This is a genomic window from Actinopolymorpha pittospori (genome assembly GCF_014873875.1).
GTDB lineage: Bacteria > Actinomycetota > Actinomycetes > Propionibacteriales > Actinopolymorphaceae > Actinopolymorpha > Actinopolymorpha pittospori.
Window position 1 is genome coordinate 6,964,958 of sequence record NZ_JADBEM010000001.1, and the last position, 15,486, is coordinate 6,980,443.

Genomic DNA, 15,486 nt, shown 5'->3' on the forward strand with positions numbered 1-15,486 from the left:
CGGGAGCCGCGACCGTGAACCAGACCGCGTTGCGGCACCACCATCCACTGACGCCCTATCTGTTCGTCGCGCCGTACGTGGTGCTGCTGTTGGCCTTCTTGGTGGGTCCCGCGGTCTTCGGCATCTGGATGAGCCTGCACAACTGGGACTTCATGCTGTCGGCCAAGCCATGGGTGGGGTTGCAGAACTACCTCGATCTGCTCGACTCCAGCTCGGTGATCTTCCATCCGTTCTGGAACGGTATGAAGAACACCTTCCTGTTCGTGCTGATCAGCGTGCCGTTCCTGGTCATGATCCCGCTCGGGTTGTCGCTGCTGCTCAACCAGAAGTTTGCCGGGCGCACCTTCTTCCGCGCGGTCGTGTTCACGCCGTTCGTGCTCGGGGTTGCGGTGGTGGGCCTGCTCTTCGGCTACCTCTTCGACCCCGAGGTCGGGATGATCAACGGCATCCTGAGCGGGGTCGGGCTGCCGAAGGTCGCCTGGCTTACCACCCAGCCGCAGGCCTGGATCACGATCGTGATCACGACGATCTGGTGGACGATCGGCTTCAACGCGGTGATCTTCCTGGCTGGGTTGCAGAGCCTGCCCGGAGAGCTGTACGAGGCGGCGGAGCTGGATGGTGCAGGCCGGTGGGCGAGGTTCCGCTTCGTCACCATGCCGGGCCTCCGTAACATCTTCCTATTCGTGGTGACGACAACCATTCTTGCCAGCGCGAACCTGTTCGGACAGCCGTACATCTTGACGAGGGGAGGCCCGGGCGACAGCACCACGACGGCGATTATGGCGATGACCAACGAGGGCCTGCGCGGCTTCCGTATGGGCACCGCCGCGGCAATGAGCTACGTGCTGGCGCTCGCCCTGACGATCATCTCCATCGCCAACTTCCTGATCATGCGGGAGCGCAAACCGTCATGACGACGACCAAGTCGATCAACAGCAGTCGATCCGGTGCCGACCCGTCCGCCGAGCCCGGCGGGCGAGCCCGCCGCTGGCGGGGCTACTCCCGGACCAGGGTGGGGCCGCTGACCTACGTCGCGATGACGGTAATCTCGTTGATCTTTGTGCTGCCGCTGCTGTGGATGCTGCTCACCACGTTCAAGACCGAGTCTGACGCCCGCTCGATCCCGATCCGGGTCATGCCCAGCGAATGGACGCTGCGGGCGTACAGGGTAATCTTCGGCGACGCCGCGAACCCGGTCTACACCTGGCTATTCAACTCGCTGGTGGTCTCAGTGCTGCACATGCTGCTCACCGTGGCGGTGGCATCGGCGGCGGCGTACGCATTGGCCCGGATGCGCTTCGCCGGCCGGAACCTACTCTTCGGCGTACTGATCGCCACGCTCTTCGTCCCCGGCTTCATCTTCTTCATGCCGAATTACCTGACGATGAGCAAGCTCGGCTGGCTGGACAGCTACTGGGCACTGGTGGTGCCGGGTGCGGCCGGCGCCTTCGGCGTCTTCTTCCTCCGCCAGTTCTTCCTGTCGATCCCTCGCGAGCTGGAGGAGAGTGCCCTGATCGACGGCGCGAACTCGTGGACGATTTACACCCGGATCGTGCTACCGCTCTCGAAGCCAGGACTCGTGACGCTTGCGGTCCTGAGCTTCCTCGGCGCATGGAACGACTTCGTCTGGCCGGTGTTCGTGCTCTTCAGTCCGAACAAGATGACACTGGCACCCGGCCTCGCCACCCTCCAAGGGGCGTACACCACCGACTACCCCGTGGTGATGGCTGGGGCGACCGTGGCCGCCGTCCCGGTGTTGATCTTGTACGTCGTGGTGCAGCGCTACGTGATCGAGGGCGTCGCCAACAGCGGCCTAAAGGGCTGACCGCCTAATCAGAGACCCGGACGCGCAAGGCGGGCCCGGCCTAGAAGAACAGCGGCGAGAAGACGGGCGTCGCCGTCGCGATGATGGCAAGCAGGGCCCAGGTGAGCTTCCCCCGTACGGGTGCGTGGCGGCTTGCGGCTGTAGCGGATCCACAGGAGGAGAGGGATGCACGCCCCCAGAGCAGCGGGGACCGCGCTGGTCATGCTGTCCCGCGGGCTGAGCTGCTCGAGGGTAGAGATCAGCCCCGGGAAGCAAGGGCAGCCGGTAAGCCGAAGACGAGGTAGCCGGCCCAGGTATTTGCCGTCTTCCAACGCGATGGTGAGAGCTTGGGCTGACGGGCACGGTCGGACTTGGTGCCAGCGCGGTTTGTGGCATCGGTCATCCCCAAGTGTTCGAGGTGAAATGGTCGGTGCCTCGACGAAGGCGGCGCCAGCACCCATGGCTGCTTAAGGCGCTGCGGGCAAGATCCATGTCCAACTCGCCTCCCCCGTTCGGGTGCAGTCACCGAAAGGAAGGTGTGGCGAGGGAAGGGCCTGTGACGCCGGAGCGGCGAGGAGGCGGTCCCGAACATCCGCGGGGCCGGGGGCACAGGGGACCAACCCGATGCCGGTCCCGGCCCCGACGGATGACAGGTTGAGGGCGTCGGGTACCACCCCGACGCTGGTCTCAACCTGGGGAGTCGGACGAGTCCGACCCGGCCAGTGTAGGTCCAAGGGTCGACGGATCCGGACTCGATGTGGGTCATGCCTGACTCCGGTGCTCGACGAACTCCGGAGCAGGGTCGGCAAGCTGCGCCAGCAGCCACGGCGACAAGTCGGCCAGAAGAGCACGGGGCCTGCATCCCCAGCGCCGCCAGGGCCTCCCACACCTCGTTTGGCTCCTCGTCGACGACCACGAGGAAAACGCCGGCGCGCAAGGGCAGGTCGACGGGAACCTGCAGCCGCGCTAGCCGTGACAATCACCAGCGGCGCCGTCGTCCAGTGCTCCCGCAGCTGCTCGAGGGTGATCCAGTCCAGCCCGGGCACCGCCGGGTGGACGGCATCGACGGGCGACACGGACTGGGCGGCCGCCTCGGCGCTTGGGACGACTCCAGGACCAGGGCGCCTCGGCATACCCCTGGAGGCGGTGGGTCCCGGCGGTGATGACCGCGGCCAGCAGCCGCTGGGTCGCGCTGCCCTCCCATGTGGGGCTCGGCGAGCAAAGGACCTGCGCGACGTGGGCGGCCTTGATGACCTCGACAGGATCCAGGTGGTCGACCGGGCGGTGGGTGTAGGAGCCGAGGACCGCCCGGTCGACCACCCGTGTCCGGCCACGCTCGGCCAGCCACTGCACGGCTGCGGTGTTCTCGGCGCGCAGCAGCCGGCCGGCCTCGGTGGCCGTGGCGACAAGGACGTGTTTCTCCAAGGAGTTTCGCGCGAAGGCGACCAGGGTCCGAGAGGCCAGGATGTGCCAGGACGAGGCTGCGGACACGAGCAGGTCAATGTGGTCGGCGGTCAGGGCCGGGGTGGGGCTGGTGGTCGCCATCAGAATCACTCCCCTGGGGAGGTGTCTCGGGCTGGTCGGGCCCTCACGTGGGTTGGTGGACTCCAAACCTCCCATCACTTGCTGCGGGCCGTCTACCAATTGTGGGTCGCCACACCTCTGGGCGGGATCCGATGCGCTCTGGCCTGGGCCTTTGCGGTGAAACGGGTGACGGGAATCGAACCCGCACGGTCAGCTTGGAAAACGTAGGGATCACGCCGCATACGCGGGCCGGTGGTGTGGATCAGTGGCCTGGAGTGACCCGGATGATCCCTCCCTGGGCCCCCGCGCTAACGACACGTGGATGGCACGCGCTGACCACCGTCCCGACGCCAGACGAGCATGGCGTTAAGCCGCCTCCCTAGTGCGGAATCTCTGCTCCGCAGTAGCCCGTGAGCTCGGTTACCAGGGGTGGACCATGGCTGCTGGCCAGCGCGGGTAGTGGTCCGGCTCGCCGAGGAGCACGACAGCGCGTCCTTCCGCCCGTGCCTGGCGACTTCTCGAGCTTCGGGCACGAGTTGACTGCCGATGGCACGCCGCTGCCGGAAGAACGCTGAGCGGACCGAGGGCCAGTACCGGTGGAGCAGTGAGACCAAGCAGGGCCTTGCGACCGAGCATGCAGTGCCCAACAACGGTCCGGTCTACCTGGGCCACGAGGGCCAGCTCCGGAACATCCTCCGGCGTCCGGATCGCGGCGACCATAGCGAGACCAGGGATTACTCATCCGCCCAGCGGACCCGTCTCGGCGGGCGTCCCGGGTGCCAACAGGAGGTCCTCGTCGTACGTCGTGCGTCGTGCGCGGGTCGAGTTCACGTGCACCGAGGCGGTCGGGTCAGCGTCGGCGGCGTCCCTTTCGGCGACCTTGGTGATCGAGATCATGCCGTTCAGCCGGGTGTTCTCGACCGGCCCGGGTCAGGCAGTCACATGGTGCCAGCGGCGGCAGTTTCGGGGACCGGAACGTGACCGCACGGTACGCGCAGCGTTCCGACAACCAAGGTCGTCGACGCGGTGAGGTCCGGTCACCAACGCGCAGGCACGCCGAGCTCCTGTGAACTCATCGACAAGATGAGTCGACTGGTGGTCAACGCCCGATCGCCTCCGACACCCTCACGATTGTGGTGGCACGCAGATGCGACCTTCCACCAATACTCTCGGGGAGTCTCCATGCAGTTGGTAACGAGACACAGAACAAGGCTGGCCACACTTGCCCTGGCAGGCGCCGCGCTCATCGTCACGGCGACCTCACCGGCGATGGCCACCGAAACCGGCGGCAACCCCTCCAGCGACCGGGTGGTCTCACCGAATGGCGCCGGCGAGTGGGACTACCTGGGCCCGGACGACTTCACGAAGCAGAGCCGCACCTTCCAATCGGGTGGCGGAGACTTCATGATCTGCCTGGATGCACATAGCCAGCACGGTTCTTACATCCTGTGGGAGGAGGACCCGTTCAACCCCGACGATCAGGTCCGCCTCAACGACGGGCTTCTCAACCTGCTCGACTTCCCACGCGACTTCGACAGCAGCGGCTGCTACGCCTTCCGTGGGATCAGCAACTACGTCGACGGCGCCAACGACCAGGCCGAGTTCTACGTCCAGAATTTAGGCTGGGGAGCCGCGACCGTCTACGCCTACGACTGAGGTCGAGACCCTCGCTGCAGCGCGGTGCATGCCGGAGCCGCGTCCGGAGGATTTCGGCGCGGGAGAAGCGGAGCTCGAACGCCCGGCTGACTGTGTCAGAGCCGGTACACGGCGACGCTCCTACCTCCGCCGGCGTCCGAAATCTGCCACCCGTTCTGGGCGGTTCAGGTCACGTTCACGCCTCGGGCCGCCGTGGATGTCCAAGACGGCGAACCGAAGCCTGACGTCGGCTGCACCACCGACGTCGGCACGAGGGTTGTGCACCGCGCCAGGAGGCGATCAGCCCGTCGTGGTAGGAACTTCAAATGTGCTTGCTCGCGGCCGCGCGAGCAACTGATGATCCGGTCGAAGCGGTCCCGTATCGGCGACGAAGCCCTTTCGATTGTCGACCTTCACACTCTCGGCGTGGATAAGGACGGCCAAGCCTGCATCGAACCTTCCAGCACGATCATTCGCGCTCTGCTTGCCAACCTCGGCGTTCCTGCCTTCTAGGTGCCAGCCGCCGCGCAAGCGTCAGTCTGGTGGTGCTGCCATTTCGTGGGTCCTGAGGGCGCAGTGCCACCTCCGCACGCATCGCGCCACCTGCCTCCGGCTCCACGCGGTCGGCAGGGCTTCTCCCGTCGGTCAGGCTAGCCGGCCAACCGCCTCGGAGGGCGACGGGGAACCCAGTGCGCCGACTTCTCCACGCCGTTGGTCCACGCTGTACCGGCGGCGATCCCCGTGTACTCGTCGACGATCGCCCACTGGCGGCAATCCGCCACGATGCGGCAGCTAGCGCAGATCTGCAGTAACGGTGTAGCGGCGGCGAGGGCGGCTGCCTGGGTGGTCGCCGCGTCGTGCAGCTGCTCCTGACGGTTCCAGGTGTCGCGTTCCTCCCCGCACGCGGCGGCCACCAGCCTCGCGGCGGCCTGCTGGGCGAGGACTTCCTTGGAGGCGCTCATGCGAGATTCTCGCGGCGGTGGACGCTCACGCGGCGGGCCCAGCTGACCGCGACAGCCACGACTGCCAGCAGCGCTGCGGTCGCGATCGCGATGCGGGGCCGGTCCAGGCCGGCGCCGTCGGCGCCGGGGATCTCGAGGAGCGGAGGCGCCGAGGCCGGGGCCAGCACCCCGTGCTCGACCAGCCAGGTCGTGCCCTTCAGCCATAGCACGCCGGCCGACCCGACCAGAACCCCAAGGGCAGCAAGCGCGATGTGGATCAGCAACATCTCCTCCCCGGGGCTGTTGGCCAGGCCGTTGCCTCGATGCGAGGCGTTGCTCATGATGGGTCCTTCTCGGGTCGGCGCACTGCGATCTGGATGTCGTCGGAAAGTGAGAGGGAGCCGGATTCGTCGCCGTCACCGCGCCAGGAGACCGCGATCATCCCCGGGGCGACGACGTCGTCTTCGGGAGCCTCGTCGACGACGACCCACACCCCACTGCCCTCGTCGACCTCGATCAGGTCACCGACAACGAGGTCGCGAGCAACGCACGGAACAGGCGGCGCGTAGCCGACGTACTCATCGACCTCGAACTGGTCGATGGCCGGCGCGGGGGTGGGCTCGTCGGCATCGGCCGCCTCGACCACACGCAGATGGGGGCGAGATCTCCGGCCCTGGCTGTCGCCGGTGCGGATGCCCAGGGAGGCAAGTGTGGAGGAGAGCTCGCGGCCGTCGACTCGGGGCTCGTCCTCGGAGCGTGCGAGCGGGTCGAGGTCGGGGCGGTTCTCCGCTAGCTCCCACGTTGCGCGGGCGTAGTCGCGGAAGGTGGGCGGAGTCGGTTCGCCGCCGTCCAGGTCGTCCATTCCCTGCGGGGGGACGATCACCAGCCGGGGCCAGCGGGTCTCCGTGGGCCGGATTGCCTTGAGTAGCTGGTGCTCCTCGCTGCCCTCGGCAGCGCTCATTTCTGGGAACCGATAGCACTGGACCTCGACCGGTTTGCCGTCCTCATGGGTCGCGGTGGCCCGGCCGGTGCAGGCGCGGGGAAGGCTGACCCCAACGGCGGGGTTCTCCCACATCATCATCGCGCCCTGAGGGCTGAGCCGGCCCATGCTGATGCGGAAGCCGAAGTTGTCGCGGGTGTTGTGGGTTGGGATGAACCGCTCCCCCGCCAGGTACAGGTGGTTATCGGCGGCGACGGCGATGCAGCGCACCGGTACCGACTCGACGGGCTCGATCTTGACCACGTAGCGCCGGGTCGTGGTGGGTCGTCGGCGGGCTCGCAGTGATGGCGCGAGTGCGGCTTGCTTCCGTGCCAGGGAGAAGACCTGACGGTCTGGCGTGAAGGACACGGCGAATGATGCGCGCGTCGGGCGGCCGTATGCCACGGAGGACGGGTGACTTTCGACGCCGGCGGAGCGCACTTGGCGGAGGGTCGGGATGAACCCGAGGCTGGCGATGAGCTGACCGACCCCTTCAATCAGAACCGGGTCGACGTTGGTGAAGACGACCTGCCCCGATGCCTGGTGCCGGCCGCGGACGGCGCTAGTCCCGTCCGCGTCGAGCAGACCGGCCAGGAGTGCTTCGCGCTGCGCGATCGACGCGCGCAGGTATCTGGGCGGGATGTGCTTGTTGTGGAGAAGCCCGAGATCGCGCAACGCCTCGACCAGGGTGGCCCGATCGGATCTGCCGCCGCGGGTACCGGTCGAGATGCCGTAGTTGAACCGGCCGTAGTGGGTGACGCGGTAGCCGAGGGCGCGGATCCGGTCGAGGACCTCGACGTCGTTCGTGGCGATGCTCGCGCCGGTCTTGTGCCCGTCGCCGAGCCAGTAGCCGAGTAGCCACGGGTCGATGGCCAGGTCGGCCTCGGGGGCCTGGATCGGGTCGGCGACGTCGATCGACCAGTTCGAGGCGCCGCCGGAGGAGGTCAGCGACTGCGCCATCTGCGCGGTGGTGACGATCTCCCCGTCGGTCGGGCGGCCCGTTCTCGGCGGGGACGCGATCTCGTCGATTAGCGCCTGCTTCAGGTCCCCAGCGAGATAGGTGCGCGCGGCGAACCTTCCGGACTGCCCGGGGCTCACCCCGACGGGGGTCACTCGAGAGTGGGTCGGGGTGAGCAGGCGGCGAAGGAGGGCATTGCGGCCTGGGCCGAGCGCGGACTCGAACTCGGACAGGGTGAGCTCTCGGGTTACGTCGAGGTCGGAGCGTTCCAGCTTCTCGGCCAGTGCGGAGTGGTGCGGCCATCGTTCGGAACGGGTCAGCGGAACGTAGGTAGAGCCGAGGCTGGCCCGGCGGCGGGCGCTGTGGGCGAGCCAGCGGTGGTTGGCGTCGGTGACGAAGGTGGAGCCGTCGGAGAAGGTGACGCGGTAACAGGGGCGGCCGTGGGCGACGTCGGTCGCGGTGGTCACGACGGTCGGGGCGCCGGTGTGGTCGTAGACGATGTCTCCGGCACGGATCTCGCCCATCGTGGTCCATCCCTGCGGGGTGGGGATGGGGGTGTCGAGGGCGAGGGCCTCCCCACCCAGGAACTCGGCGTCCGGGCGCTGGGTGGACAGGACCAGGTGGATGCGCGCGGTGCGCGCCTTGCGGGTCAGGGACGCGACTTCAGCCAGCGTGGGCGGCTTCGTCGGGTCACCCTTGACCTTGATCTGGGCGTACCACTCCAGCAGGTTGGATCGGAACTCGGCGTACTCATCGAGGAAGACGACTAGGGGCTCGAAGTCGTTGACGCTGGCCTTGCCGTCCTCGATCAGCTGGTAGCGGTACTCCATGAGCTCCCAGGCACGCCGGACCAAGGCCACCTGTTGGGGGATGCTGCCGGCGACGATCTGCACGTTAGGCCAGGTGCGGAGGTCCAAGAACTCGACCCGCTTGGCGTCCAGCACCCACACCGGCCACCCGTTCCTGGTGACCTGGCCAAGCAGAGCGTGGGCCATGGAGGTGTTGTGCGTGGGGATGAACTGCCGGCCGGCCAGGAACAGGTGTGAGGGCGAGTCGACGGTGATGCAACGCAGCGGGACCGGGGCGATCGGGCGGACCTGGGTGATGTAGCGCTGCGAGGTCCGTACGGGACTGGACGACCTGCATCGTTGTCGATGGGCGATGGTCTTGCGGGTGAGTCGGAACGGCGATCGCAGACATGTGAATGCCACGCGGTAGACCGGGCCGCAGTCCTTGCCGTTCAGTCGAGCGGCCTTGCCCGTCATGGTGGCCCGGTAGCCCAAGGACAACGCCAGCTCGAGGACATCACGGGCCAGCTGCTCGTTGGTGTTGTCGAAGTGGACCCTACCTATCGGGGAGACGGTGCCATCGGAATCAAGCAGTCCGGCCAACAGTGCCCGGCGCTGTTGGATGCTTGCCCGCAGATACCTCGGCGGGATGTGCTTGTAGCCGAGGACACCGATGTGGCGAAGGGCCGACCGGAAGTGCTGGACAACCTGGCGGCAAGCCGCGCACGTGTCAGTGGACTCTCCCGCCTTCAGGGTGTTGCCGCATCGGACACAGACGATGGACCGCTCACCTGAGGTGGAGACCCGGGCAGCGAAACTCGACGGCGGACAGGACCACTTCAGCGCGTACATGATCGGGTCCGGGGTGGGTTTGGCGGTGACTCCTTCCGCGGCCAGGAGCCCGAGCATCTCGACGTCGGTGGTGGTCAACTCCGCGGCGGAGGTCGTGCCATCGCCGAGCCAGGCGCCCAAGACGTAGGGCGGCACCAGCAGCTCGACGGTGGGAAGCTCGATCGGCTGAGCGAGAGGGATGGAGTGGTTTCGCTGACCGCCAGAGGCCAGGAGCGTCTGCGCGATCTGGCGGGTCGTGCGCACCTGCCCGAGTGACCGTAGGCGCCGCTGATCTGACCGGGACTCCGCACCGGCCTCGATGAGCCGGCCAAGGAGGGCCCGCGCGGGGTAGAGAAGCTCCCTGCCGACATTCCTGGTGACGACCTTGGTCGCGCCCGGGACGGTAACTGGTGGCACCGGCAGCGCACGCACCACTCGCCGCAGATGCTTGTAGCGGCCATCGGATCTGTCCGGTATCCCGGCCATCTTCGCGATGTCGTCCAGACAGAGCAGGTCGGGCACCGCACCGGCAGATGCCAGCTGCCACAGTGGGCCGGCCTCTGCCATGAGACTGCCCGGTCGAGAGCCCCGTGCGGCGCGGTCGACCAGTTCGGTGAGCAGCAGCCTGCCCGGGTAGATCTCGGTCTGCGGGTACCGCTGATCCATGCACATAGCCCGGCTTCCAGCCGGCCCCACCTCGGCTACCACAGCCCGCACAACTCCCACCGGGAGGGCCGGGCCGGCCAGAGCGTGAACTTCGGCCCGGCTGATCAGGTCATCGTCTCCGTAGCGAGCCAGGGCCCGCTCCAGGGCCCGCACCGCTGCTCGGGGGACTCGTGGGACCCGCCGGCGCGCCCTGCCGGCGCGGAGCGCGGACACTCGAGCAGCACGATCCAAGGTCCACCACTGGTGATCGTCGTCGGCGACGATGACCGAACCGTCGCTGAAAACCACCTCGTTACACGGCCGGCCTGGTGGCTGGTCGTAGACACCGGTGACCGTGCAGCGCTGCCCCTGCTCGTCGAAGAGCACGTCCCCCACAACGAGGCCCCCCATCGTGGTCCAGCCAGACGGGGTGGGGATTGGGGTGGTCCGAGCGAGCGCCTTTCCCGTGCCGGTGGCGCCTGTGAGCATGACTTGAGGCGTGAGTGCGGGGTACCAGAGGACTTCGCGGTGGTCCTCATCGACAGCGCAGGGGATCTTCACCTGGCGGTAGTTCTTCAGCAGGTCCTCGGTGTTCTCCTGGCGGGGCGCCGGTAGCCAGATGCTGGAAGGCAGTGTCGGCCGGACCTCAAACCGGACCGAGTCGCCCTCAAGGTCCCAGACCGCACGCCACCGGCCGGGCATCATCGTCGAGATCACCCGCTCGATGCGGTTCCGGTACCCCGTGGCAGCCAGCTTCGCGCCGGCCTGGTGGGTGACCGTGATCGAGTGCAGTTCTTCCCCATCGAGCTCGACGGCGGTGACCTTGGCGGTCGGGCCGATCAGCTCGGTGATGGCTCGCTCTGCACGAACCTGGGCGTAGGGCGGCTCGACGGAGTCGGCCTCGGAGGTAACCCGGTTGAGCCACAGGATGCAGCGGCGTTGGTCGTGCCGGGCGACCTCGTAGGCGGCCAGCAACCGGCCGGCCAGCACGGCGGTGATCTCGCTCTTCCAGGCCGGGTCGTTGTCCGCGGCGCCGGGCGCGTAGTGCACCCGTACCCGCCGGGGCAGGCCAGGCCACCCGTTGGTCCACTTGCTGAGCTTGACAATCCGCCGGTCCAGATGGCGCACCCCCAGCAGGGGCGCAAGTGCCTCGAGCACCCGGTCCTCGAGCTCCCGCCGACGCTTGGCCCGCTCCCCCGTGACGGCGAGCGCGGCACCTCCGCCCACGCCGGCGGCAAGGGCCGGCAAGCCCAAACCGGGTTGGCCGAGCAGCGGCGCGACACCGTAGCCGGCCACACCTCCCGCGGCGATCAAAGAGGCGTCGCGCAGGTGAGTGGACGGCCGGGCCGGGACCTTGGTCGCCGGCGCCGGGGCGGCCGCCTGCGGCCTGGCCTGGCCAGGCCGCCGCGGCGAGGGACGAGCAGTCGCCATCGTGGCTCCTTCGCACAGGGCAATGTCAACCAGGGAAGGTGTGAGACGGGGCTCGACTGTGACAGCTGGTGGCGTAGTGGTGTGCGAGTGATGCGCACGTGGTGAAGGCCTGCTCCCCTTCACTGCCGGCCTGTTGCCGGGGCGCTGACGGTTCGCGACTCACCCAGGGCGAATTCGTGGACGGGGACCTTTCCGACAGCAGACCGGCAGTCTTGCCCCCAACTGAGCATCCGCTGACCGCTTGACGCGGCCCCTAAAATCGGCCTCGGGCATGGTTCTCGGAGAGGTTCTGACCGAGGCCGATTTCAGATGGCCCTCTCAACCGCCTTGCCCGCCGGCCCCATCACCTTCGCCGCGACAAGCGACTCGGCCAGGCCCTCGGCCCCTTCCAGATGCACTCAAGGTTAAGCTTGGAGCGCGTTGAGGCCTCTGGTTATGGATGGGCAGAGGCAGGAAGCCGGACTGGCCAGCCCGCCGGCGCAGGAACATGTCAAGCCGCGCCGCAGCCTCAGCTCCACGTTCCCGCTCACCATCGGCGTGCGTGCCTTTGGGCTTCCTCGTCTGGGGGCAGACCGAGAGTTGGGACAGAGCCACTCCGCCCGGATGTCCGGTATCTCCGGCGACCGTCAAACCGGTGGCTACCGGTCCGGTGGTGAGGAATGCTCGCCGACGTGACCTACCAGATGAGCAGGTTCTCGCCGGCGAACCTTTCGCCGGTGCCGATCGAACCGCGCCCGTGTGCGCTGCCGTACGGGTTGACCTGGCGGGACTTCGGCGAGTTCCTGCCGGGCTTCGTGCGTGCTGAGGGGGCGCGGGCGTGGGTGTCGCACGAGATACGAGGCCTCCACAAGGGAACGAACTCCTGCATCGTCGCCGTCGGCTACCTCGACGTGGACGGGGCGCGGCTCACGCAGACCGTCTTCTGCAAGCGGAGCGAGGAGCCGGCGAGGGCGGAGGCAGCGAGATACGCGTTCCTGACTGCGCGCGGATTTCCCACTCCACGGCTGCTGTACTCGGCCGTGCGGGGCGATGAGGTGGTCGTCCTCGAATTCGTTCCCACGGTGGGAGTCGAGCCGAACGACGTGGACGAGCTGATCGGGCTGATCGCCCGGCTCAACACGTTGGAGGCACCGCCTCCTGAGGCGTTCGTGCTGCCCCCCGGGATGCCAGCTGCGGAGTTCTCTGCACGTGTCATGGCTGCTTTGACGTCGTTGGCTGCCCATCCTGCCGTGCCCGTGACGGTCGACCCAGAGAGCTGGTTCGCTGCGTACAAGCGGGCCGCTGCAGCCGTCGAGGCGTTGCCAATGGCCTTGAATCACGGTGAGCTGTTTCTGCAGCAGATCGGCTGGTCGCGCGGGAGGTTGGTGATGTTCGACCTCGAGACGATGGGCTTGCGTCCACGGTTCATCGACATCGCCACGACACTTTCCGGACTCGCCGCCTACTCGGGTCGCGAGGAGCGGGACCTCTTCGCCCACTACTTGGAGACCGTCCGAGACCTGACTGGTGTTGTCGTTGACGAGGCCGAGGCGTGGAAGGAGGCGCTTCTCGTCCGCCTCGTGAATGCGTACCAAGGCCTGCCCTGGCGCATTGACAACGCCGGTCACCCGGACATCGCAAAGACGCCCACGGACCTAGCCCTCGGCCTACACGACGACCTGCAGACACTCGGCCTGCTGGACTGAGGGTCCGCAAACACCGCCTGTCCTCAGGTTGTCAGAGGTATCTCGTCAGAGAAGGCGGCATACCTCGGCGGGAAATCGCGGCTGCACCTTCGAGTGTCGGGTTGAGGGGTGATCCCCTAACGGACAGCACGAGAGGCCAGCGGTCGATGCTCCGTACGTCGTCCCCACCGGAATCGAAACGTCGTCCCCATGGGGTCACCACTGATCGTCGGGTGTGGAACTACGTGATCGTCGACAAGCAGGGCCAGGGCTCGCCACGGGCCGTTCTGAGGTACACGGGCCTGCCACACTCGGCCTGGCCGGGCCGGCCCCGGTCAGACTCTTGCCTGGACCGGCCTGGGCAAGAGCGCCGAGCCCCTTGCCTGACCAGGCCGCAGCCCAGACCGACGGCGACAGTCAGCCAGCACCCTCAGCCCAGACCACCCAGGCACACACCGATCAGGCAAGGCGGTCTGATGTGCTCACGCAGACTGGCGAGCCGGTACCGCGGCCTGGTCAGGCGCATCATTCTCGGACCGGGCAAGGGCAGCCAGGCGGGTTGCCCGCGAGGCTCCACAGTCCAGCTCGTCCTGGATGGTCCGGCGGGAGGCATGGCCTTCCGCGGCCTGGGCGTCGAGGCGACGGATGACCGCGATGGCGTACTCGTCGGTGATCGCCTCACTCGACTGGCGGACCGGTCCCTCGGTCACTCGCGTCGACGGCGAAGATGAGGTCGAGCGGGCAGGCCGCGACGGCTTCGTCTCGTGAGCCACTAGGTGCATCCGCTCGGGCGGCCTGGCCGGGCGGGACTGGCCAGCCACATCCTCCCCCGGGCCGGAAGGCTCGCTCGAGGCCGAAGCGGCCTGCGGCGCGGCGACTGGCTGGACCTCCGCCGGACCGGCAGGCTCCTGGACCGGCTCGGCCAACTGGCCGGACACACCCTGTAGCGGGCCGGAAGGCTCGCTCGAGGCCGAAGCGGCCTGCGGACAGGAGGAGTGGGTGGGCAGGTCCAACTCGGGGCCCAGCTCTCGGACCCCGATCTCCAGCGCCTCGCGCTGCGTCAGGCCCCCGAACTCCAGGGCCGGCCCGGCAGCCACGTCAGACTCCCCTAGCTGTTGCGGCTCATGAGGTTGGTGACGGTGGTCGGGGTGTGAGGGAGGGGTAGATCACCCGGCGGCAGGATGAGAAGTGCGAGCAACCCGTCCTGCTACAGAAAAGGATCTACCCCTCGTGTCCCACGCTAGCGCCCCGTTGACTCCTGCTGGCCGGCTGCGTCTGGTTGAGCGGTGTCAGTCCCGTCCGATCGCTCATGTGGCCGCCGAGGCGGGTGTGTCGCGTCAGTGCTTGTCGAAGTGGGTGAACCGGTACCGGACCAGCGGTGAAGCTGGGCTCTTGGACAGGTCCAGCGCCCCACACACTTCCCCGACGCAGACCCCGGCGGAGGTGGTGGAGCTGATCGAGGGCTGGCGGCGAGAGCACAAGTGGTCGGCGCGGAAGATCGCGGTTGAGTTGGCTGCGGTGGGTCACCAACTCTCGACTGCGACGGTGGGGCGTTGGCTGGTCAGGTTGGGTATCAACCGCCGCCGTGACCTGGATCCCACCGGAGCATGCAACCGGCGGCCGGGCAAGATCACCGCCCGTTACCCCGGGCACATGGTGCACCTGGACGTGAAGAAGGTCGGCCGCATCCCCGACGGCGGTGGCTGGCGGGCCCACGGCCGCGGCAGCGACGCCGACCGGGCCGCCAGGCGCGCGAAAGCGAAGAAGAACGGCGCCGCCAAGGCCGGCTACGTCTACCTGCATTCGGCCGTCGACGGGTTCTCCCGGCTGGCCTACACCGAGCACCTGCCCGATGAGACCGCGACCACCACCATCGGCTTCTTCCACCGCGCCCGGGCGTTCTTCGCCGCCCACGGCATCAACCGGATCGTGCGCCTCGTCACAGATAACGGCGGCAACTACCGTGCCGGTGACTTCGCCCGCACCATCTCCGCGTTCGTCTCACGCCACCAGCGCACCCGGCCCTACACCCCACGCCACAACGGCAAGGTCGAGCGGTATCAGCGCATCCTCGCTGAAGAACTGCTCTACGCACGGGTCTGGACCAGCGAGGCCCAACGAGCCGATGCGATCCAGGTGTGGAACATCCATTACAACTATCATCGAGCCCACACCACCGCCGGCGACAAACCCCCCGCCACACGCCTCCGGAACACCGTCACCAACGTCATGATCGGCAACACCTAGCACGTGCCGCGTGCGGGTGACCGGCCGAGAGGGAGCCTC

The 15,486-nt window shown here is 67.7% G+C and carries 10 protein-coding genes; 5 read left to right on the forward strand and 5 right to left on the reverse strand.

The annotated features are described in order from the left end of the window. Positions 1 to 14 precede the first annotated feature (14 nt). Complete coding sequence (locus HEB94_RS32480; protein ID WP_337918088.1) at positions 15 to 914, forward strand: carbohydrate ABC transporter permease; 900 nt, start codon at positions 15 to 17, stop codon at positions 912 to 914. Then, positions 911 to 1,825, forward strand: coding sequence for a carbohydrate ABC transporter permease (locus HEB94_RS32485; RefSeq protein WP_192753390.1), 915 nt, complete (start codon positions 911 to 913; stop codon positions 1,823 to 1,825). The genes HEB94_RS32480 and HEB94_RS32485 overlap by 4 nt, the downstream gene beginning before the upstream one ends. A 945-nt stretch (positions 1,826 to 2,770) precedes the next feature. Here HEB94_RS32485 and HEB94_RS32490 read toward each other — a convergent pair. Both HEB94_RS32490 and HEB94_RS32495 read right to left on the reverse strand, forming a co-directional pair. After that, entirely contained in the window at positions 2,771 to 3,349 is a 579-nt protein-coding gene (locus HEB94_RS32490) for a hypothetical protein (protein WP_192753391.1), read from the reverse strand. 717 nt (positions 3,350 to 4,066) lie between these two features. Further along, positions 4,067 to 4,225 (reverse strand): hypothetical protein, encoded by a 159-nt coding sequence (locus HEB94_RS32495; protein ID WP_192753392.1) that lies wholly within the window; start codon positions 4,223 to 4,225, stop codon positions 4,067 to 4,069. Positions 4,226 to 4,510: 285 nt separating this feature from the next. Here HEB94_RS32495 and HEB94_RS32500 point away from each other — a divergent pair, with 285 nt between their 5' ends. Then, entirely contained in the window at positions 4,511 to 4,984 is a 474-nt protein-coding gene (locus tag HEB94_RS32500; protein ID WP_192753393.1) for a hypothetical protein, read from the forward strand. Positions 4,985 to 5,613: 629 nt separating this feature from the next. On the opposite strand, the gene HEB94_RS32505 is transcribed toward HEB94_RS32500, so the two are convergent. From HEB94_RS32505 to HEB94_RS32515, 3 genes are read right to left on the reverse strand one after another with little or no spacing between them, the layout of a single operon-like run. After that, positions 5,614 to 5,925: a hypothetical protein gene (locus tag HEB94_RS32505; protein ID WP_192753394.1), complete on the reverse strand. Its 312-nt coding sequence runs from the start codon at positions 5,923 to 5,925 to the stop codon at positions 5,614 to 5,616. Continuing rightward, positions 5,922 to 6,245 (reverse strand): hypothetical protein, encoded by a 324-nt coding sequence (locus HEB94_RS32510; RefSeq protein WP_192753395.1) that lies wholly within the window; start codon positions 6,243 to 6,245, stop codon positions 5,922 to 5,924. The genes HEB94_RS32505 and HEB94_RS32510 overlap by 4 nt, the downstream gene beginning before the upstream one ends. Further along, entirely contained in the window at positions 6,242 to 11,536 is a 5,295-nt protein-coding gene (locus tag HEB94_RS32515) for an LAGLIDADG family homing endonuclease (RefSeq protein WP_192753396.1), read from the reverse strand. Before HEB94_RS32515 ends, HEB94_RS32510 begins: the two co-directional genes overlap by 4 nt. Positions 11,537 to 12,195: 659 nt before the next feature. Between HEB94_RS32515 and HEB94_RS32520 the strand changes: the two genes are divergently transcribed. Next, positions 12,196 to 13,221 (forward strand): phosphotransferase, encoded by a 1,026-nt coding sequence (locus tag HEB94_RS32520; RefSeq protein ID WP_192753397.1) that lies wholly within the window; start codon positions 12,196 to 12,198, stop codon positions 13,219 to 13,221. Positions 13,222 to 14,430: 1,209 nt separating this feature from the next. Next, positions 14,431 to 15,447, forward strand: coding sequence for an IS481 family transposase (locus HEB94_RS32525; protein WP_192753398.1), 1,017 nt, complete (start codon positions 14,431 to 14,433; stop codon positions 15,445 to 15,447). Positions 15,448 to 15,486 lie beyond the last annotated feature (39 nt).